Source organism: Hypericibacter terrae, assembly GCF_008728855.1.
Lineage (GTDB): Bacteria > Pseudomonadota > Alphaproteobacteria > Dongiales > Dongiaceae > Hypericibacter > Hypericibacter terrae.
Genome location: NZ_CP042906.1, coordinates 2,416,025 through 2,436,181 on the forward strand (window position 1 = coordinate 2,416,025; position 20,157 = coordinate 2,436,181).

The following is a 20,157-nucleotide window of genomic DNA, read 5'->3' on the forward strand; positions in this document are numbered from 1 at the left end:
GGGACCTGGCGCCGCGGGTTCCCGGTTCGGATCGCGGGGCGCGCGGATCTCAGAGGCGGTCCAGCCATTTGACGCCGGCGACGGCGCCCCAGCCCGCCGCCGCGGAGAGCGAAAGCGAGACCAGGGCCAGGGCAAGGCCGAGCCAGAGCACCACGCCGTCCTCCTCGAGATAGGCGAGCGCCACGATCATGATGACGAAGGCGGGGAGGATATGACCGAAAGGCACGGGCAAAACGAGAGTCAGGCCCAGCAGGAGGATGGCGATGCCGACCATCCGCTTGGTGGTCCTGAATGACTGCGGCCAGCGCGGGCGGATGAGCGTTTCTGCGCGCCGCAGCAGCGGGGCGATGCGATCGACCGCGCGGACGAATTGCGGCGTCGGCAGGCGGCGGGCGGTCGCGATCTTCGGCAGAGCGGGGCTGCGCCGGGCGACGATCATCTGATAGGCGGGAACGGCGAAGAGAACGCCGATGAAGGTCGAGAGCCCCGGCACGAGCGCGATCACGGCCAGCATGAACATCAGGAGACCGAAGGAACGCTCCTCGAGCCGCTCCATGATCCAGCCGACGGACACATGGCCGGGCGGCGCCTCCGAGAGGAGCTTTTGCAGGACGGCCGAGGTCGGAACATGCACGCTCACGGCTCCTGCGCTCCCTGCGCTTCGTCCTTATTTTTATGTGGTGTCGATGACGGCCGCGTTAAAGCCCGGCCAGGGCGCGTCCTTCCCGCTTGAATATATCGACCAGATCGTCGGCAACGGCCCGCACGCGCGGCACCCGCGCGAGATCGCGCCGGATGAGGAGCCAGATCTCCCGCGAAAGCGGAGTTTCGCCGAGATCGACCCGTTCCAAGCCCTTGTATTGAGCGGCGAGGTAGCAGGGCAACAGGGCGATGCCGAAGCCCTGGGTCGCGGCGATGGCCTGCGCGATCTGGCTGTTCGATTGGAAGGCGACACGCCGTCCGGCCCTGACCTGGCGCAACATCACCGCCTGCGGCACGGCGGCGTTCTCCTCATCGAAGGCGATGAAGCGGTGATCGGCGGGATCGATCGCCGTCTTGAGATAGCTGCGAGCCGCATAGAACCGGAATCCCATGACCGCAACGCGGCGGGCCCTGGATTCGCCGTCCTTGGGCCTTCCGAGACGGATCGCGATATCGGTTTCCCGCCGGGCAAGACTCAAATTCCGGGATTCGCCGATGACCTCGAGATCGATCCCCGCATGGCGTCTCTGCAGCCGTCCGAGCTGCGGCATCAGGAAGCTGTCGGCAAACCCCGGGGTCGTGGTGATCCGCACCAGGCCCTGAAGCGCACCGCCGACGTCGGCACGGCGCAGCACGGCGAGGGCGGCTTCATCCATGGCGGCGGCAGGGCCCAGCAGCGCTTCGCCCTCGGCGGTCAGCACATAGCCGTCGGGGCGGCGCTCGAACAGCGGTTTGCCCAGGCGGCCCTCCAGATGCGCCAGCCGGCGCGCCACGGTCGCATGATTGACTTTGAGCGCGCGGGCTGTCGCCGAGAGACTGCCCTCGCGCGCCAGAGACACGAAATAACGCAGATCGTCCCAATCCAGGGGAGTTGTGCGAAAACGCTCAATCATGGTGCAAAGATAGCGGATTCTTGAAGAAAAGCGAGCGCTGCAGAGTGGCAGGCGAACCGCCCGTCCCTGCCAGGAGAACCGCCATGACCAGCCGGCCGCCATCGCTTCTCGACATCGTCAAGGCTCCCCAGACCGCAAGCCCGCTCGCCACCTCGGCCCTGCTTCTGATCGACGCGCAGGAGGAATATCGCCGCGGGCGGTTGAAGCTCGACGGCATCGAGCCGGCGATCGCCGAGGCGGCGCGATTGCTCGCGCTGGCGCGGCGCGCCGGACTGCCGGTATTCCACATCGTGCAGCATGCTGGCGCGGGGTCGCCGATCTTCGATCCGCGAGGTCCGATGATCGAGATCTTCGAGGAACTGCGGCCAGGGTCGGGGGAACGGGTCGTGGTGAAATCGCTGCCGAACGCCTTCGCCAAGACCGATCTTCATGAACTGATCACGGCCACGGGCCGGCGCGAACTCATCATCGCGGGCTTCATGACCCATATGTGCGTCAGCGCCACCGCGAGAGCCGCGACGGATCTCGGCTATCGCAACACCATTGTGGCTCATGCGACCGCGACCCGGGACCTGCCGGATCCGCTGGGCGGGGTCATCGCCGCCGGGACCGTGAAGCGGGCGGCGCTGGCGATGCTCGCCGACCGGTTCGCGATCGTCGTGCCCGATTGTGACGCCTTGCAGGCGGCGCAACCGTCACCGGTATCGGCTGCGGTTTAAGTCGGCGGAGATCGTTGGATCGCGGTCTGCCGGGACCCAGCGTTTCAGAGTTCTGCCGCGATCTCGCGAATGACGTCCCAGGCGGCCATGACGTCGGCCCGGGTGGTGTTGGTCTGACCGACCTGGAAGCGGATCACGAAGCTGCCTTCATGCTGCGACTGGGTCAGGTAGATCCGGCCATCGTCGTTGATCCGTTCCACCAGCCTCGCATTGAGAGCGTCGAGATCGGCCGCCTCTCGCGGCGCATAGCGGAAGGAGAACAGCGAGAGCAGGGGCGCGCTGGTGAGCTCGAAGCTCTCATGCGCGTCGATCAGGGCCGCCAGTGCGCGCGCCCAGCTCACATGATCGCGGATCTTCGCCTGCAGGGCCGCCACGCCATAGCTGCGGATGACGAACCAGAGCTTGAGGGCGCGGAAGCGCCGCCCCAGCGGCACCGACCATTCCTGATAGTCGACCTGGCCTTCCTGGGCCAGGGTGCGCAGATAGGCGGGACGGATGCCGAGCGTGTCGGTGAGAGCCTTCGCGTCGCGCACGAAATGCGCCGAGCAGTCGAAATTGGTCAGCAGCCATTTATGCGGGTTGAAGACGAAGCTGTCGGCCCGCTCGGCGCCGAGCATCAGGTTGCGGAACTCGGGGCAGATCATGGCGCTGCCGGCCCAGGCGGCATCGACGTGGAGATAGAGCCCATGGCGCGCCGCGATGTCCGCGGCGGCGTCGATATCGTCGCAGGCGCCGACGCTGGTCCCGCCCAGGCAGGCGACGATCGCGGCCGGAACCCGTCCCGCCATGCGGTCGGCCGCGATCGCGGCATCGAGCGCCGCCATATCCATGCCGTAGTGCGATCCTGCGACCGGGATCTTGACGAGGTTGGCGTCGCCGATGCCGGCGATGCGGACCGCCTTGTCGATCGAGGAGTGGGTGTGGGTCGAGCCATAGACCCGCACCGGCGCATGGGCCGCGAGGCCTTCCTTGTTGCCGGCCCAGGCGAGCGCCTTCTCGCGCGCCGTGACCAGGGCGGCGAGCGTGGCGCCAGACGCGGAATCCTGGATCACGCCCCTGAAGCCGTCGGGCAGCCCGATCATCTGGCGCAGCCAATCCAGCATGCGCGTCTCGAGCTCGGTCGCCGCGGGCGAGGTCTGCCAGAGCATGCACTGCGCCGCCATCGCCGCCGTCACATATTCGGCGACGATGGAGGGCGGGCTCGAATTGGCCGGGAAATAGGCGAAGAAACGCGGATGCTGCCAATGCGTCATGCCCGGCAGGATGATCCGGTCGAGGTCGGCGAAGATATCGTCCATGCTTTCGCCGGCGGCGGGCGGCGAGAGCGGCAGCTGTTTCAGCGTATCGCCGGGTTTGACCTGCGCGCGCACCGGCCGCTTCGCGACACTGCCGAGATAGTCGGCCGACCAGTCGGCGGCCTTGTGCGCCCAATGGCGGAAGGAATCGAGATTCATGGCGGCGGGGTTCTCCGATGACGGGGTCGGTCTCGCCGAGGCCGGTCTCTGCGGGGAGGTTACACCACGTTCAGTTCGGCCAGCGGCTGGTTCCTGGCGACCCGCTCATAGCCGAAGCGCGTCAGATCGATGCTCTTGAAGGCGCCATCGAGGATCATCTCGCCGAGGGCGCGGCCGATCGCGGGCGACTGCTGCAGCCCATGGCCGCTGAGGCCGTTCGCCATGTAGAAGTTGGCGAGACCGGGGCCGCGGCCGATGATCAGGTTCTGATCCAGCGTGTTGTAGTCGTAATGCCCGGCCCAGGCGCGGACCAGTTTGATCGCCTCGAAGGCCGGCACGCGCTGCGCCAGCGTCGGCCAGACCGTGTCCTCGAACAACCCGTATTCGACCTCGAGGTCGGTGCAATCGGGATCCTGGTCCTCGGGCGGCGACACGCCGCCGATGAAGCTCGCCCCCTCGGGGCGGAAATAGACGCCGTTGGGATCGATCAGGAGCGGGCCCTTCTGGATTTCGGCGCTGTCGCGGCAGTCGAAGACATAGACGAAGCGCTTGCGCGGGCGCACCGGCAGGTCGAAGCCAGCCCAGCCCGCCACGCGCGCGGCATTGATGCCGGCGCTGTTGACCATGGCGCCCACCGCGATCGTGCCGGCCTTGGCCAGCGTCACGCTGGCGATGCGATCGCCCTCACGCTGGAGAGCGACGGCCTCGTCCTGAATATAGACGGCACCCTGCGCGATCGCCTTGCGCCGGAACGCCTGGAGCAGGCTGTAGGGATCGGTCCAGCCTTCATTGCGACGGCCGAACGCGCCGCCCGCCAGGTCGTCGGTATGAAGCCAGGGGAATTGCCGCCGCAGGGCCGGCGGGTCGAGCATGACGATGTCGGCACCCAGGGCGGTCTGGGTCGCGTGGTTCTGCTCCAGCACCGGCAGGCCGCTGGGCGTCGCGAGGAAGAGGTAGCCTTGCTCGACGAAGGGCAGCTGCGCCTTCTCGCCGGCCAGGCTCAGATGCTCGGCCACATTCTTGATGAAACTGGCGCCGAACTGCGACATGCGGATGTTCTCGGGCGTCGAGAATTGCTGCCGGACACCGCCGGCCGAGCGCGCGGTCGCCGCTTCGCCATAGGTCGGGTCTTTCTCCACCACCACCACGCGGCCGTGAAAACCGGGATGCGCGGTCAGGAAATAGGCGGTCGAGCTGCCGACCACGCCGCCGCCGACGATCAGAATATCCGCTGTTTGCAAGGGCATGACCCGCTGGGTTGCTATGGCCTTGCGGGTCTAACCGAAGCCGGGTCGGGGAGCAAGGGCCGGCTGCGGCCCCATCGGTCGGCGCCGCTATTTCCGGATCGGGTTGCGTTATGGCACGCTCATCTCCAGATTTATCGAGGGGCGCGTCCGATGGGGCGGGTGCCGGGGCGGCCCTGTTAAGCGATACAAGAACTGGGAGACCAACCCGATGAGCCGCGCCTTTGTCAAAGAAGACGATGCCGAGCTGCCAGGCGACGACCTGCCCGAGCGGCCGCAGAGCCCGCATCCGAACTATGTCACGTTGCAGGGACTGAAGGCGCTGCAGCGCCGCGTCGAGAAGCTGCAGGAAGAGCGCCGCACCCTGACCGAGGGGGGCGAGCCCGAGATGCTGGACAAGGAGCATCTGAAGCTGGTCGAGCGCGATCTGCGCTATTGGCAGGAGCGGCTCGACAAGGCGATTCAGATCGATCCCGCGACGCAGGCGCATGACAAGGTCGGTTTCAGCGCCACGGTCGAGACGGTTGACGATAACGATGTGAAGCGCACCTTCATGCTCGTCGGCGAGGACGAAGCCGAGCCCAAGGCCGGCAAGATCAGCTGGGTCTCGCCCCTCGCGCGCGCGCTGAGCGGCGCCAGCGTCGGCGACACGGTGTTATGGAAGCGCCCCGCCGGCGACCTCTCGCTCGAGATCCTCTCGATCAAATATCCGAAGGCGTAAGAATATCACCTCGCTGAATTTTCAAACGAAGTGCAACACCAGATTAGGGTGTTGCCATGGGAACAAAATACACTCAGCTCTCGGCCGAAGAGCGCGCCATCCTTGCCAGCCTTCAGGCCAAAGACCACTCGATCCGCCAGATCGCTGCAGCTCTGGATCGCCCAGCATCGACGATTTCTCGGGAGCTGAAGCGAAACACCGGCCGTCAGATCGGCTATCGGGCCGTCTACGCCCAGCAGCAGACCCGGGCCCGGCGCTGGCGAGGCTCGCGTCTGGAACGTGACGCCAAGTTGCGCCGGCAAGTCCTCGACGGCCTGAAGAAAGGCTGGTCGCCCGAGCAGGTCTGCGGCTGGCTCGAACGCCAGCAGGGCCGGCACGTCATCAGCCCGGAGAGCATCTACCGCTTCATCCAGGCCCAGATCACCCGCCACAAGGACTATCGCTGGCGCCATTACCTGCCCCGCGCCAAGAGCAAACGCGGCCGCCGCGGCCGCAAGGGCGGCAGCTCGGCCCTGCACATCCAAGATCGTGTTTCCATTGCAGAAAGACCCGCCGCCGTCGGGGACCGTTCGGTCGCCGGCAACTGGGAAGCCGATCTCATGATGTTCACCCGCTACGGCCAGGCCCTCCTCGCCTTGCATGAGCGATCCTCCCGCCTGCTCATCGTCGGCCGGTCCAACGGCAAGCATGCCGAGCCGATCGCCGACGCTATCGCCAGCTTGCTCGGGCCTCTGCCCCAATCCCTGCGCCAGACCATCACCTTCGACAATGGCACCGAGTTCGCCCGTCACTACGAGCTCCACCGCCTCGATATCCAGACCTTCTTCTGCGACCCCTATGCTCCCTGGCAGAAAGGGGGCGTCGAAAACGCCATCGGGCGATTGCGCCGCAACATCCCCAGAAAAACCAACCTCGACACCCTCACCACACGCCAACTCTCAAATCTGGTCCGCGCCTACAACAACACCCCGCGCAAATGCCTTGACTGGCACAGCCCCGCTGAAATCTTCTGCAGCCAAGTGTTGCACTTGGAGTGTGAATCCATCCTCCCCCCATTGCGGGGGAGGTCGCGAGCGCGAGCGAGCGGGCGGGGGGGCTTGGTCGGATATCGAGACCGCGTCACCCCCCTTCCTAGCCTTCCCCCGCAAGGGGGGAAGGGATAAGCAAGCAAAGCTTGCCCCCTCTCTACAACCTCGGATCCACCGGCTCGCTCTCCAGGGCCAGCACGCCGAAAACGCATTCGTGAACGCGGTGCAGCGGCTGGCGCTCGACGAAGCGGTAGATCGCTTCGGCACCCAGCGCGAACTCGCGGAAGGCAAGGGCGCGCTTGCGTCCCAGGCCACGGCGGCGCAGGCGCGGCAGGTTCTCCGGCGAATCGTAATCGATGCCGTAGATGATCCGTAAATATTCGCGGCCCCGGCATTTGATCGCCGGTTGAATCAACCCGCGCGGGCCATGGGCGATGAAGTCGACCGGCTTCACCACGAAGCCCTCGCCGCCGGCCTCGGTCATGGCGAGCTACCAGTCGGTGGCCTCGGCGACCTGCGCCTCGTCGAACGGATCGACGCGCCGATGAGCCGTTGCCATTAGCACGGGATCTCCGCCTGCGGCGAACTGGGCCAGCTCGGCCATATGCCACAGATGAGTCTTGTCCAGATGCGCGACCCCCTCCGTGGCCAGCAGATGGAAAGGTGCGATCCGGTAGTCCGCGATCTTCTCAACCTGCCAGCAATAGCGCCGATAGACGCTGGCAAAGCGCTCGGCCAACTGCACGCGGCCGGCAGCCTGCTCGGGTAGGGCGCCCAGCTCGACGCCACGCGCCCGGGCCGCGGCATAGGCCGCCGAGACGGCCTCGGTCGAGATCCGGGCCGCGGTGCCGGTGGGCGCATATTGCTCGAGGATGAGGCCTTGTGCCTTGGCCGACCAGGGCATGAGCTCGCAATCGAGCAGGGCCCAGTCGGTGGCGAAGCGATCCCAGAAATCGCAGGCCTCCATCGCCGCCCGGATTCGGGCCAGGAGCGCTTCCGTCGTTGCCGCCTCTGGGAAGAAGGCACGCCCGGTCCGGGTATAGATCGCCCCGGTCTCGGCGGCGGTGGTGCCGAAACGCCGGTGCGCGGCCGCCTCGTCACGGCAGACCGCGATCACGGCGCGCGATCCCATATGCTTCTCTTCGCAGACCACGGCGGTCACGCCCTGATTGCGGAAATAGGCGAAGGCTTCGGCGGGATGCTCGAGCCAGCCGTCGGCGCCACTGGTCTCCGAGGGCGACATCGTCGGCGGCAGATAGGCCAGCCATTTCGGGTTCATGGCGAAGCGGCTCATCACCTCGAGCGCCGCGGCCCCATTGGCCTCGTTCACGGTCACCGTCTTGGCCAGCCGCGTCGAGATGATGCGCTTGCCGCGGACATCCGCCAGATCGAGCATGTCGTCGGCAACCGCCTGCGCCCCGCGCGCCGGACCGGAGACGGCCAGGGGACGGATCGGCTCGAAATAGGTCCGCGCCGCCGGGACGGAGACCAACTCGCGCTCCGGATAGCGCAGGGCGGTCAGCTTGCCGCCGAACACGCAGCCGGTGTCGATGCAGATCGTCTCGTTCAGCCACTCGGCTTCCGGAACCGGCGTGTGGCCATAGACGATCTGCGTCGAGCCGCGATAGTCCTGCGCCCAGGGATAGCGGACCGGCAGGCCGAACTCGTCGACTTCGCCGGTGCTCTCGCCATACATGCAGAAATCGCGCACCGCACCCGAGGCGCGGCCGATCATCTCCGCCTTGATGCCGGCATGGGCGATCGCCAGGCGGCCGCCATCGAGCCAGTAGTGGCTGACCAGCTTGTCGAGGAAGGCCCGCAGCTGCCGGCGGAAGAATTCCGGCTCGGCTTCGAGCTGGGCGATGGATTCGGCCAGACCATGCGTCCGCTGCACGTCGCGGCCATTGAGCCATTTCAGCAGCTTGTTCTCATGGTTACCGACGATGCAGAGCGCCTGGCCGGATTCGACCATGCCCATCACCAGCCGGAGCACATCGGGCGTGCGCGGCCCGCGGTCGACCAGGTCGCCGACGAAGAGCGCCTTCCGGCCGGGCGGCGCCGTGACCGTGCAGCTGCGCTCGCCGCCTTCGCCGGAGAAGGTCACGCCATAGCCAAGCCGGTCCAGCAAGGCCTCCAGCTCGTCGCCGCAGCCATGGATGTCGCCGATGATGTCGAACGGCCCGGTCTCCGTCCGCCGGTCGGTCCAGAGCGGATGGCGCGTGATCTCGGCGGCCTCGATCTGCGCAAGGTCGTGAAGCTCATGGATCTGACGGAAGCCCTCGCGCTTGAGGTTGCGCAGGTTCCGCCGGAGCGTCTTCACATGGTTGCGGACCACATGGACGCCGAACTGGCGGTCCGGTCGCGCGGCGTTGCGCTCGTGGCAAAGCCGCTCGTCGAGATCGAGGACGATTGCGACCGGGAGGGCGTGATATTTGCGTGCGATCTCGACATAGGCCCGGCGATCCTCGGGTCGGACGTTGGTCGCGTCGATCACGGTGAGGCGCCGCCCCGCGAGGCGCTGCTCGGCGATGAAATGGACCAGGGCAAAGGCTGCCGGCGAGACCGTCTGGTCGTTCTCGTCGTCGGCGACGACGCCACGGCAAAAATCGGACGAGACGATCTCGGTCGGCCGGAAATGCTTCCGGGCGAAGGTGGACTTGCCCGAGCCGCTGGCACCGACCAGGACGACCAGGCTGAATTCGGGAAGATCGATTCGGCTCATCTGGCGGCTCCCCGGGTGAAGACCGCCATCTGCGTCGGTGCGCCCAAAGCCTCGTCGACCGGGCCAATGGGCTGGAAGCGCACGGCGTAGCCGTGGCCTGCGGCGGCCGCCGCCGCCCAACCCTCGAACTCGGCCCGCGTCCATTCGAAGCGATGGTCGCGGTGGCGCATGGCACCGGGCGCCATGCCCTCGAACAGCGCGTTATATTCGCGGTTGGGCGTGGTCACGACGACCGTCGGCGGCGCCATGAACTCGAACACGGCCCGCTCCAGGGCCGGCAGCCGGTCCGCATCGACATGCTCGACGACCTCGACCAGGGCCGCCGCGTCATAGCCGGCCAGCCGCCGGTCGCGATAGGTGAGGGCGCCGTGGAGCAGCTTGAAGCGTGCCCGCTGGCGCTCGGCCATGCGGTCGAACTTCAGCCGCTTCTCGGCCCGCTCCAGGCTGTGGAGCGAGGCGTCCACGCCGACGATCTCCTCGAACTGGCGATGGTCCTTGAGTTCGCGCAGCAGCCGGCCTTCGCCACAGCCCAGATCGACCACGCGCCGGGCGCCGCTCGCCAGCAGCGTCGCCGTCACCGTCTCCATGCGCTGATCGTTGAGCCGGATCGGTGTCTCGAGCGTCTCCTCGCCGGCATTCTTGATCTCGGGCGCGAATTCCTCGTCGCTGGCCGCCGTTTCCGACAGGCGTGCCAGCGCCTCGCGAACCAGGCCCGGCTTTCGCCGAAGGGCACAGTTCACGATGAACTCCTTCTCCGGATGGCCATCGAGCCAGCCGGCGCCCTTGGCGAGGAGGTTCTCCATCTCGTCGGCGTTCACATAGAAATGCTTCGAATTGTCGAGCACCGGAATCAGCACATAGAGATGCGTCAGCATCTCGCGCACCGTCAGCATTCCCTCGAGCCGAAGCGTGACATAGGGACTGGCGCCCCAGTCGAGGCGCTCCAGGTCCAGCATGTGCGGCTGCGCCTGGACCTGATAGCCCAGCGGCTCGAACAGCCGCGCGGCCATGCCGTCGCGGCCGCGGGCCGCGATCGGCTCCACGGTCGCGACCAGGGGCAGGCGGGTGTCGGTCAGTCCCGGGCGATGCTTCGAGCGCCCGGCCATCGCCGTGTTCAGTACCTTGCCCAGGGCCACCGAGAGGAAGGACGAGGCGGCATAGGCGCGGTCGTTCACATACTGATCGAGCAATCCCTCGCCATCGCCCTTGCCGCGCACGAGCTGGACCCGGTCGATATCGACGGTGAGGGCAAAGGTCGCGCGGTCCTCGCCCGCCTCCGGGAAAAAGGCGAGGGCGCGGCCGAAGGCCAGCTCCTTCTCATGCAGCCGGTCTGGGTTCTTGTGGAGCAGGAATCCCAGATCGGTGGCGGGGCGGTGGGTGGTGGAGATGGTCAGCAACATGAGGAATGCCGTGCGTTTTGGGTCGTGATGTCAGGTCGGTCCGCGAGGCAACAAAAAACCCTCCCGGAACTGGTTCGCGGGAGGGTCGGATCGGACAGCCAAGGAGGGTCGAATGGCTAAGTCACGGTCAGACCGCTTCCCGCTGCGGCGGGCAGCACGGGATTCCGTTCCGGGCGCGAATGGGCGCCGGAGGCTATCGAATCCGAATGACCGCGAGCCGTGAGAAGCATTGTCATTGTTCCTGTCGGGCGCCCTGCCAACCGCGAGGCGGCAGGGTGCGAAAGCGGCGCATCTTATGATTGTATTGCCGCCATTCGTCAAGAAGCGTGAGGACAAGGAACCCCCTTGCAGCGAAGGCGGGCCCCGGGGGCTTCGCTTTCCGGGAGTCCAATCCAACACCAATCCGGCTCAGGCAATCCGATAGCGGTCTTGCGGAAAGGGCTCTGCGGACGCGATAATTGCCGTCATGAACCTGGTCACGCCGACACCGAACGCATCGGCCCCGCGGCCGCGCCTGCGCGAGCCGGGGCTGCCGCTGTTCCGGCCGGGAACCGAACGGCATCTGTTGCGGGGCGGCGGCGCCGTCATCCTCCATCTCTTCCGCGGCGACCGTGTGACGGTCACGGACCGCGAGGGGCGCCAGCCTTGCGAGATCGCGGCCTTCGCGCCCGATGGCCAGGAGGATCTGGGCGCGCTGGGGCTGGATGCGGTCCGCGAGTCCGCCGGCATCAATCGGCTGCTCGCCGGCGGCGACCCGGAATCCCGTGCCGTCGCGTCGCAGCTGCGCCAGCGGAACCTGCCGTCGCGGGTGAGCCGCGCCGGTCTCCTTTTCGCGCGCGATTCCCGGCCGGGCGAGACCGTCGAAATGGCGGTGGCGCGCGAAGGCATCGCGATCTTCCATGCGGCGGGCGGGCCGATGGCGGTCGATGCGCAGGACGCGCCGACCGATCTCACCCTCGTGGTCCATCGCGCCACCGCGACCCCGCTGATCGAGCCGCCGCTGCCCGAGCCGCTGGCGGATTTCCGCGAGGAGCTGCGGGTGGCGAAATGCACGGCGCGGGGCTACGAGGTGAAGGCCGGCGAATATATCCAGATCATCGATGTCGCCGGCCGGCAATGCTCGGACTTCGTCGCCGTCGATGCGCGTCTGCTGGAGAAGGGCATCGACCGCGGCTTCGACATGACCGCGACCCGCACCATGACCGGGCTGCTCTATCCGGGCCCCGGTCTCGCTTCGAAGTTCTTTTCGACCGACCTGCAGCCGCTGGTCGAGGTGGTCCAGGACACCGTCGGACGGCATGATGCCTTCGGGCTCGCCTGCACCGCGCGCTTTTACGAGGATTCAGGCTATCCCGGCCATCCGAGCTGCTCGGAGAACTTCAACAGCAGCCTTGCGTCCTTCGGCGTGGTGCCCAAGCGTGGCTGGCCCTGCATCAATCTCTTCTACAACACCGGCCTCACCAGCCAGAACGCGATCTTCCTCGAGGATCCCTGGTCGCGGCCGGGCGACTATGTGCTGCTGCGCGCCATGACCGACCTGGTCTGCGCCTCCTCGGCCTGTCCCGACGATATCGACGCGACCAATGCCTGGAATCCGACCGATATCCATGTCCGCATCTATCCCGCGAAATCCGACTTTCAGCGAGCGATCGCCTTCCGCATGTCAGCCGATTCAGAACCGCGCTTGACGCGCGAGACCGCCTTCCATCCGCGCACCTCGGCGCTGACCCGCAACTTCACGGAGTATCGCGGCTTCTGGCTGCCGTCGCGCTACACCGCAACCGGCGCCGTCGACGAATACTGGGCCGCGCGCGAGGCGGCGATCGTCCTCGATCTGAGCGCGCTCCGGAAATTCGAGGTGCTGGGCCCCGACGCCGAGACGCTGTTGCAGCTCACCTGCACCCGCAACATCAAGCGCCTCGCCGACCTGCAATGCGTCTATACCGCGCTCTGTTACGAGAGCGGCGGGATGCTCGACGATGCGATCGTCTTCCGGCTGGGTGCCGACAAGTTCCGGCTGGTCTGCGGCGACGAATATACCGGCCAGTGGCTGCGCGAGCAGGCGGCGAAGCGGGGCCTGCGCGCCTGGGTCAAGAGCTCGACCGACCAGTTGCACAATATCTCGATCCAGGGTCCCAAGAGCCGCGACATCCTCAAGGAGATCGTCTGGACCGCGCCGGCCAATCCCAAGCTCGAGGAGATCGGCTGGTTCCATTTCACCATCGGACGGATCGGCGGCTATGACGGCACGCCGGTGATCGCGTCGCGCACCGGCTATACCGGCGAGCTGGGCTACGAGCTCTTCTGCCATCCCAAGGACGCGCTGAAAGTCTGGGATGCGGTGTGGGTGGCGGGACAGCCGCACGGGCTGAAGCCGCTGGGCCTCGATGCGCTTGACATGCTGCGGATCGAGGCGGGGTTGGTCTTCTTCGGTGCCGAGTTCAACGACCAGGTCGATCCGTTCGAGGCCGGCATCGGCTTCACCGTCGCGGTCAAGGGCAATGAGGAGTTCATCGGCCGCGAGGCCGTGCTGCGGCGGAAGGAGCATCCGCAGCGGACGCTCGTCGGCCTCGAGCTCGAAGGCAACGAGGCGGCCTCCCACGGCAACTGCGTCCATGTCGGGCGCGCCCAGGTGGGCGTCGTCACCTCGGGTTGCCGCTCGCCGATCCTGAAGAAGAACATCGCCCTCTGCCGCATGGACATCGCCTATGCCGCGATCGGCACCGAGGTCGAGGTCGGCAAGCTCGACGGCCAGCAGAAGCGCATTCCCGCGACCGTCGTGCGATTCCCGTTCTACGATCCGGACAAGCTCAAGCCGCGGTCGTAGGGCGTTTCCGCCAGCCGCCTAATCTTTCCTCTCCGCTCGCGCTCTCACCGCCTCCGCCAGATTCCGGTAGGTGGGCTCCATCAGGGTCTTGTATTGAGAGCCCTTGAAATGGATGACCTGGACGCCCGAACCCCGAAGCGACAGCAGCTCCGCCGGGCTGGCGACGCCTTTCATGGGGAACTGATAGACCCTGGAATCGAGAAAACCGAAAGCCGTCGGGTTGAGCTTATAGGCCTCGAAGAGCGAGACCTGGTCCCCGTACCAGCGGTGGAATCGCTCGGGCAGCCGCATGCAGATCTGCAGCAGCTCCGGGAAAAATCCCGCCGCGTTCCTGACTGCGATGCCGCCGAACAGGAAGGGCATGACCTCGAGAAAGGTCTTGCCGTCGAACTCGGGGTAATGCTCGGGGAAATGGGATTTGACCAGCATGTTGTTGGGCCGGCGCATGATCAGGATGTCGCGCGCCGGGGCGGCCGTCAGCTGGAGTCGGTCGAGGAACAGAAGATCGGCATCGCAGAAGAAGCTGAAGCGCTCGTCGATGCTCACGGCCGCGTAGGATTCGAGCCGGGCGACCATGATGTTTTTCGACAGCCGATTGCGGACAACGCGGGTGACGCCCTCGATCGCCGGCGTCTCCTGGTCGGTCAGTTGGACGATCTCCCGATCGCTGTCGGGGAACAGCGCCAGGGACTTCACCAGATAGGACGGGATGGTGACATCCGGTCCGACCCAGAAAAACACGATCCGGGTCATGCGGTTTCCGCGGCTTGTTGACTGGCGACCCGTTCCATCAGGTTGGTTCGATCCCCTCTGTCGAGCGTTCATCTTGTCCGGTTTGCGGGAAGCGAACAAGGAGTCAGGAATGCTTCTTCGCCTCTGCCCGTGACATGGCGCAGGGAAAGGAACGCTACCGCCTCTCCGGCGGGATATCGTGTACGGCTCGCGAGAAGGCGGCGATCTCGGCCTTGTCGTAGCTCAGATGCACGCGCTGGGTCGAGGCCGGGCGCTTGGCGAGCGAGAGGCCGGGGCGGCGCTCGACCACCGGGCGGATCGGGCGTGGCGCGAAGCCGCCGCCGCAATTGGGGCAGACATTGGCGAGATGCCGTTCCACGCAATCCGCGCAGAACGTGCATTCATAGGTGCAGATCCGCGCCTCGGTCGCGTGCGGCGGCAGGTCCTTGTTGCAATACTCACAATTGGGGCGAAGTTCCAGCATGGAGGCCTCCTGACGTGCTGCTGAAGGTCTTGCGATAGCTCGACGGATCGATCGAGAGATGGCGATGAAAGGCCCGGCGCATCCGTTCGGGGGCGCCGAAGCCGCAATCGCGCGCGATGGCGTCGATCGATGCCGCGGACTGTTCGAGGCGCAGCCTGGCCGCGTCGATCCGCGCCTGCTCGACGAACTTCGCCGGCGTCAGGCCGGTATCGGCGACGAAGGCCCGCGCGAAGTTGCGCGGGCTCATCGCAGCGATGGCGGCGAGGGCAGGGACCGACAGGTCGGCCTCGGGATGGTCGAGGATATGGCGCTGCGCCTGGCGGATCGGGTCGCGGCCTGCCTCGGCCACGAGATGCGGGCTGAACTGCGACTGGCCGCCGGGACGGCGCAGAAACAGGACCAGCTCGCGCGCCACCTCGACGGCGACCTCGCGGCCCCAATCCTGCTCGAGGAGGTGGAGGGCCAGGTCCATGCCGGCCGTGACGCCGCCCGAGCTGTAGAACTTGCCGTCGCGCACGAAGATGCGGTCCGGTTCGACTCTGATCTCGGGGAACTCCCGGGCAAGCCGGGGGCAGTCGGACCAGTGCGTGGTGGCGGCACGCCCGTTCAGGAGTCCGGTGGCGGCCAGAAGGAACGCGCCGCTGCAGACCGACGCGACGCGCTGCGAGGACGTTGCCCTCTCGCCGATCCATCGGATCAGGCGCCGGTTCTCCCTCGCCTGCCAGACACCGCTGCCACCGGCGACGAGGAAACTGTCGAGCGGCGGCTTTTTCGCGGAGAGGGCATGGGTGGCGACGAGCTGGAGCCCGCTGTTCATGGTGACCGGCCCGGCGCGCTCGGCGAGGATCTGGAGGCGGTAGGGCGGCGCGACGGCAAGGCCGTTGGCGGTCAGCCAGCGGTTGGCGCTGCCGAAAACCTCGAGCGGGCCGATCACGTCCAGGATCTGGGCGTTCTCGATCGCGAGCATGGCGATGCTGCGCGGCTTGGCCGATCGGGCGAGGGGGCGTCGGGGAGGAGGCCGTGTCATGAGCAAATTATCGGTACCGGAGGGAATGGCAGCAATGACATTGACCCCTCTTTTTCTGCCAAACCGGGCCAGGGCGGGCAGCGCCCCGAAGTCGGCGCTCGCCAGGAAAGGTCAGCCATTCTGAGCCATCTTGGGGCCGCCCCGAACTCCTGCTAGGCTTCTGGCTCCCAACCCTGGACGGAGCCTTCCCTCATGTCCCCGTCTTCCGCCAGCGCCGCCGCGCGCGACATCGTTTCGGCCGAAGCCCGCGAGCGCGAGCTGGCGCTGCTGGCCGAGCTCGAACGCAAGGTGCTGTGGCTCGCCAGTTGGACCATCCACAACGCGAACCATATCCGCGGGAACGAGGACGGCCTCAAGGTCGGCGGCCACCAGGCCTCGTCCGCCTCGCTCGCGACCGTGATGACGGCGCTCTATTTCTCGATCCTCGAGCCGCAGGACCGGGTGGCGGTCAAGCCGCATGCGAGCCCGATCTTCCACGCGATCCAGTATCTGCTGGGCAACCAGTCGCGCGACCAGCTCGAGCGCTTCCGCGGCTTCGGTGGGGCACAGTCCTACCCGTCGCGGACCAAGGACCAGGACGATGTGGATTTCTCGACCGGCTCGGTCGGGCTGGGCGCGGCCATCACCATCATGGGCAGCCTGGCGCGCGATTATCTGAAGGCCAAGCCCTGGGCGAAGGGGCTGCAGCCGGGCCGCATGGTAGCGCTGGTGGGCGATGCCGAGCTCGACGAGGGCAATGTCTATGAGGCGCTGCTCGAGGGCTGGAAGCACGGTCTCAAGGATTGCTGGTGGGTCGTCGATTACAACCGCCAGAGCCTCGACGCGGTCGCGAGCGACCGCCTGTTCGAGAAGGTCGAGCATCTCTTCCTCAATATGGGCTGGGAGGTGGTGACGCTCAAATATGGGCGGCTGCTGACGGAGGCCTTCAGGCAGCCGGGCGGTGAGGCGCTGCGGCAATGGATCGATTCCTGCCCGAACAGCATCTATTCGGCGCTGACTTACGAGGGCGCCGCCGGATGGCGCCGCCAGCTCGAAGCGGATATCGGCGGCGAACGCGGCGTGCCCGAGCTGCTCGCGCGCTACGACGATGCGGGCCTGGCGCGGCTCATGACCAATCTCGGCGGCCATGATCTGGGGCTGCTGCTCGACGCCTTCCGCGCCGCCGGCCGCGACCGGCCGGTCTGTTTCATCGCCTATACGGTCAAGGGCCATGGGCTGCCCTTCGCCGGTCATAAGGACAATCATGCCGGGCTGATGACGCCGGCGCAGATGGAGCAGTTCCGCTCCGAGAACCGGGTGCGGCCCGGCCATGAATGGGACCCGTTCGAGGGGCTCGAAGGCTCCATGGCCGAGCTGGAGCGCTTCCTGGCCGGAGTGCCGTTCCGCTCGACCGCGACCCGCCGCCATCATCCGCCGGCGCTGCCGGTGCCCGAGGATTTTCCCTGCCCCAAGGGCCAGACGATGTCGACGCAGGAGGGCTTCGGCAAGATCCTGAACGAGCTTGCCGCCGGCAGCTCGGAGCTCGCTGCCCGGATCGTCACCACCTCGCCCGACGTCACGGTCTCGACCAATCTCGGGCCCTGGGTCAATCGCCGCGGGCGCTTCTCCTTCGCCGCGCAGGAGGACCCGTTCCAGCTGCGCCGCCTGACCTCGCCGCAGAAATGGGGCGGCGGCCCCGAGGGCCAGCATATCGAGCTCGGCATCGCCGAGAACAATCTGTTCCTGATGCTGGGCGCCCTGGGCCTCACCCACAGCCTGATGGATCAGCGGCTGCTGCCCATCGGCACGCTCTACGATCCCTTCATCCAGCGCGGCCTCGATGCGCTCAACTATGCCTGCTACCAGGATGCGCGCTTCCTGCTGGTGGCCACGCCCTCGGGCATCACACTGGCGCCGGAGGGCGGGGCGCATCAATCGATCGCGACGCCCTTGATCGGCATCGCCCAGGATGGCATCGCCGCCTTCGAGCCGGCCTATGTGGACGAGCTCGCGGCCATCATGAAATGGGGCTTCGCCTATATGCAGCGCGACAAGCAGGCCAAGTCGCAAGCCTGGGAGCGCGAGGCCTGGGTCCGCGAGGAGACCGGCGGCTCGGTCTATCTGCGGCTTTCGACGCGGCCCCTGGCGCAGCCGGGGCGGGAACTGGATGGGGACATCACCGAGGGCATCATCCAGGGCGGCTATTGGATGCGCCCGCCGGCGCCTGGATGCCGGCTCGCGGTCTGCTATATGGGCGCCGTCGCCGAGGAGGCGCAGCGCGCGGCGGGGCTGCTGGCCGAGGACATTCCCGATATCGCCGTGCTGGCCGTCACCTCCGCCGACCGGCTCTGCGCCGGCTGGCATGCGGCCGAGAAGAAGCGTCAGCTCCATGCGGTTGACGAGAATGAAGCGACGATCCCCGACAGCTATGTCGAGCGGCTGCTGGCGCCGCTGGCCCGCGACGCGGCGCTGGTGACCGTGCTGGACGGCCACCCGGCGGCACTCTCCTGGCTGGGCGGCGTGCGCGGCCATCGGGTGCAGGCGCTGGGCGTCGAGCATTTTGGCCAGACGGGAACCATCGGCGATCTCTACCGCTATTACCGCATCGACGAGAAGGCGATCGTCGAGGCGTCGCTGGCGGCGCTCGGACGGAAATCGGCGCGGGCGCGGGACTACATTGCCAAGCTATAGAACAGGCCGGCGATCCGGTCAGCAGCCGTCCACATTGCCGCCCGTCAGCACCCAGGTTCCGCCGGCGACGAGGTCATAGAGGGCGGGGGCGTAGGTGCCGAAAACATTGAACGGCTTGTTGTCCTGGCAGTTGAAGTCGATGTAGCCGCTGAAGAAGGAGAGCGCCGCGCCCCCGGCATTGCGCAGGGTTCCGTTGAAGGCGGGCCACGGATAGTTGACTTGTGCGAACTTGCCGCGGCCCGACGCGATCAGCTGCGCGGAATAGACGACGGAGGCCGAGGTGGTACCCGTGTTCGGGTCCCTGACGCGCATGATCGAGAGGACTTGATTGACCAGGCGATAGAGTTCGTCCGTTCCACCCGCATTCCAGGTGACGTTGAGGATCAATGGTTCGGGATGGCAGCCCCAGCTTTGTGACTGCGCGCTGTCGAACTGGGCGTGATGTCCGTATCCGAGCAATCCCGAGAACACCGGTGGCATCTTGAAGGCCTTGTCGGCCTTCCAGAGAACCGGCTTCCTCTGGATATCGATGCCGACTTCCGGGGAATGCACGATGAAACCGGCTGACTCCCCGTAGCGGCCGGGGCGCCCCGGACGCCAGGGCGCATCATGCGGCCCTTCGCGATGGCCATGATGATCGCAACCATGTTCCAGCCGCTCGATCCGTGACCGCAGTTCCTGAAGGTCGCGGCCGACTTCATACTCGCCCATCGGTGGTTCCCCCATTTTGTCGCGCGGAATGCGCAAAGGATGGCGGAAATGCTAGTCTTTCGCCGAGTGCGGGCTCTAACAAATGATCGACGCGGGATGAAGTTTTGTTCATCTCGCGCGGTGAAGGCGAGGCAGGACGTGATCGGATTCGCATCGGCTCGTGCCCATCTGCTGCATCACGCGCGGTTCTATATCGCCGCGTTCCTGGGCCTCGTCATCTGGCTGCTGCTCCAGATCGTCCCCTTGTCGGTCCTGCCGCCGCCCTTGCCGATCCTGCTGGCGGGCGACGCCTTCTTCGCGATCTATCTGGTGCTGACGATGCTGCTCGCGCTTTACGAGGCGCCGAGCCGGATGCGGCAGCGGGCCAGCGTCGAGGACGAGGGCTTCGGCCTGATCGCCGGCATGACGCTGGTCGCGGTCGCCCTCAGCATCGGCTCGATCTTCATCCTGCTGAACCGGAGCGGCGGGGAGGTGAGTCGCATCGGTCTCTGGCTTTCGGTCGCCAATGTGCCGCTGGGCTGGCTCACGCTGCATATGGCGGCGTCTTTCCATTACGCGCATCTCTACTATGCCAGGGTCGACGACAAGGACGGCAAGAAGCGCGACGCGGGCGGCCTGAAATTTCCCGGCGGCGGCGACCCGATCATGTGGGATTTCCTCTATTTTTCCTTCGTCGTCGGCATGACGGCGCAAGTCTCCGACGTGCAGACGCTGACGACGGAAGTTCGCCGCCTGACCCTGTTTCATGGCATTGTCTCGTTCTTCTTCAACACCGTGCTGCTGGCGCTCGCCGTGAATATCGTGGTGGCGCAGGCGCACTGAT

14 protein-coding genes and 2 pseudogenes are annotated in these 20,157 nt (G+C 66.6%); 6 read left to right on the top strand and 10 right to left on the bottom strand.

The annotated features are described in order from the left end of the window. Positions 1-49: 49 nt before the first annotated feature. Positions 50-640, bottom strand: coding sequence for an exopolysaccharide biosynthesis protein (locus tag FRZ44_RS11110; RefSeq protein WP_151177249.1), 591 nt, complete (start codon positions 638-640; stop codon positions 50-52). Between the two features lie 58 nt (positions 641-698). Further along, positions 699-1,541, bottom strand: coding sequence for a LysR family transcriptional regulator (locus tag FRZ44_RS11115; RefSeq protein WP_407658081.1), 843 nt, complete (start codon positions 1,539-1,541; stop codon positions 699-701). Between the two features lie 137 nt (positions 1,542-1,678). On the opposite strand from FRZ44_RS11115, the gene FRZ44_RS11120 reads away from it, so the two are divergent. Further along, a complete protein-coding gene (locus tag FRZ44_RS11120; RefSeq protein ID WP_151177251.1) occupies positions 1,679-2,314 on the top strand; it encodes a cysteine hydrolase family protein in 636 nt (211 codons plus the stop codon). A 44-nt stretch (positions 2,315-2,358) separates the two neighbouring features. Here FRZ44_RS11120 and FRZ44_RS11125 read toward each other — a convergent pair whose 3' ends face one another. Together FRZ44_RS11125 and FRZ44_RS11130 are read right to left on the bottom strand one after the other, a co-directional pair. Then, positions 2,359-3,768 carry a pyridoxal phosphate-dependent decarboxylase family protein gene (locus tag FRZ44_RS11125; RefSeq protein ID WP_151177252.1) on the bottom strand — a complete coding sequence of 470 codons (1,410 nt, stop codon included), beginning with the start codon at positions 3,766-3,768 and terminating at the stop codon, positions 2,359-2,361. Between the two features lie 59 nt (positions 3,769-3,827). Beyond that, positions 3,828-5,015 (bottom strand): NAD(P)/FAD-dependent oxidoreductase, encoded by a 1,188-nt coding sequence (locus tag FRZ44_RS11130; RefSeq protein ID WP_151177253.1) that lies wholly within the window; start codon positions 5,013-5,015, stop codon positions 3,828-3,830. Positions 5,016-5,223: 208 nt separating this feature from the next. Here FRZ44_RS11130 and FRZ44_RS11135 point away from each other — a divergent pair, with 208 nt between their 5' ends. Together FRZ44_RS11135 and FRZ44_RS11140 are read left to right on the top strand one after the other, a co-directional pair. Then, positions 5,224-5,733, top strand: a complete 510-nt coding sequence (locus FRZ44_RS11135; RefSeq protein WP_151177254.1) for a GreA/GreB family elongation factor — start codon at positions 5,224-5,226, stop codon at positions 5,731-5,733. A 56-nt stretch (positions 5,734-5,789) separates the two neighbouring features. Continuing rightward, positions 5,790-6,797, top strand: a pseudogene (locus tag FRZ44_RS11140) (IS30 family transposase); the annotation flags it as partial. A gap of 121 nt (positions 6,798-6,918) precedes the next feature. Here FRZ44_RS11140 and FRZ44_RS11145 read toward each other — a convergent pair. Both FRZ44_RS11145 and FRZ44_RS11150 read right to left on the bottom strand, forming a co-directional pair. Next, positions 6,919-9,483, bottom strand: a pseudogene (locus tag FRZ44_RS11145) (polynucleotide kinase-phosphatase). Beyond that, positions 9,480-10,883, bottom strand: coding sequence for a 3' terminal RNA ribose 2'-O-methyltransferase Hen1 (locus tag FRZ44_RS11150; protein WP_151177255.1), 1,404 nt, complete (start codon positions 10,881-10,883; stop codon positions 9,480-9,482). The pseudogene FRZ44_RS11145 and the gene FRZ44_RS11150 overlap by 4 nt, the downstream one beginning before the upstream one ends. A gap of 466 nt (positions 10,884-11,349) precedes the next feature. Between FRZ44_RS11150 and FRZ44_RS11155 the strand changes: the two genes are divergently transcribed. Next, complete coding sequence (locus FRZ44_RS11155) at positions 11,350-13,710, top strand: DUF1989 domain-containing protein (protein WP_151177256.1); 2,361 nt, start codon at positions 11,350-11,352, stop codon at positions 13,708-13,710. 18 nt (positions 13,711-13,728) lie between these two features. Here FRZ44_RS11155 and FRZ44_RS11160 read toward each other — a convergent pair whose 3' ends face one another. The 3 genes from FRZ44_RS11160 to FRZ44_RS11170 form a co-directional block, all read right to left on the bottom strand. Then, entirely contained in the window at positions 13,729-14,463 is a 735-nt protein-coding gene (locus tag FRZ44_RS11160) for a hypothetical protein (protein WP_151177257.1), read from the bottom strand. Between the two features lie 154 nt (positions 14,464-14,617). Further along, a complete protein-coding gene (locus FRZ44_RS11165) occupies positions 14,618-14,926 on the bottom strand; it encodes a DUF1272 domain-containing protein (RefSeq protein WP_151177258.1) in 309 nt (102 codons plus the stop codon). Then, a complete protein-coding gene (locus FRZ44_RS11170; protein ID WP_151177259.1) occupies positions 14,901-15,953 on the bottom strand; it encodes a GlxA family transcriptional regulator in 1,053 nt (350 codons plus the stop codon). Before FRZ44_RS11170 ends, FRZ44_RS11165 begins: the two co-directional genes overlap by 26 nt. Before the next feature lie 192 nt (positions 15,954-16,145). Here FRZ44_RS11170 and FRZ44_RS11175 point away from each other — a divergent pair, with 192 nt between their 5' ends. Then, positions 16,146-18,623 (top strand): transketolase, encoded by a 2,478-nt coding sequence (locus FRZ44_RS11175; RefSeq protein ID WP_151177260.1) that lies wholly within the window; start codon positions 16,146-16,148, stop codon positions 18,621-18,623. Between the two features lie 18 nt (positions 18,624-18,641). Here FRZ44_RS11175 and FRZ44_RS11180 read toward each other — a convergent pair whose 3' ends face one another. Beyond that, entirely contained in the window at positions 18,642-19,370 is a 729-nt protein-coding gene (locus tag FRZ44_RS11180; RefSeq protein ID WP_151177261.1) for a hypothetical protein, read from the bottom strand. Positions 19,371-19,472: 102 nt separating this feature from the next. On the opposite strand from FRZ44_RS11180, the gene FRZ44_RS11185 reads away from it, so the two are divergent. Then, positions 19,473-20,156 (top strand): DUF1345 domain-containing protein, encoded by a 684-nt coding sequence (locus FRZ44_RS11185; protein WP_191908533.1) that lies wholly within the window; start codon positions 19,473-19,475, stop codon positions 20,154-20,156. Position 20,157 lies beyond the last annotated feature (1 nt).

Bases quoted from the DNA above. Each gene is read 5' to 3' on its own strand.
- FRZ44_RS11165 (WP_151177258.1), bottom strand. From the start codon at position 14,926: ATGCTGGAACTTCGCCCCAATTGTGAGTATTGCAACAAGGACCTGCCG.
- FRZ44_RS11150 (WP_151177255.1), bottom strand. From the start codon at position 10,883: ATGTTGCTGACCATCTCCACCACCCACCGCCCCGCCACCGATCTGGGA.
- FRZ44_RS11135 (WP_151177254.1), top strand. From the start codon at position 5,224: ATGAGCCGCGCCTTTGTCAAAGAAGACGATGCCGAGCTGCCAGGCGAC.
- FRZ44_RS11120 (WP_151177251.1), top strand. From the start codon at position 1,679: ATGACCAGCCGGCCGCCATCGCTTCTCGACATCGTCAAGGCTCCCCAG.
- FRZ44_RS11160 (WP_151177257.1), bottom strand. From the start codon at position 14,463: ATGACCCGGATCGTGTTTTTCTGGGTCGGACCGGATGTCACCATCCCG.
- FRZ44_RS11130 (WP_151177253.1), bottom strand. From the start codon at position 5,015: ATGCCCTTGCAAACAGCGGATATTCTGATCGTCGGCGGCGGCGTGGTC.
- FRZ44_RS11155 (WP_151177256.1), top strand. From the start codon at position 11,350: ATGAACCTGGTCACGCCGACACCGAACGCATCGGCCCCGCGGCCGCGC.
- FRZ44_RS11125 (WP_151177252.1), bottom strand. From the start codon at position 3,768: ATGAATCTCGATTCCTTCCGCCATTGGGCGCACAAGGCCGCCGACTGG.
- FRZ44_RS11170 (WP_151177259.1), bottom strand. From the start codon at position 15,953: ATGACACGGCCTCCTCCCCGACGCCCCCTCGCCCGATCGGCCAAGCCG.
- FRZ44_RS11175 (WP_151177260.1), top strand. From the start codon at position 16,146: ATGTCCCCGTCTTCCGCCAGCGCCGCCGCGCGCGACATCGTTTCGGCC.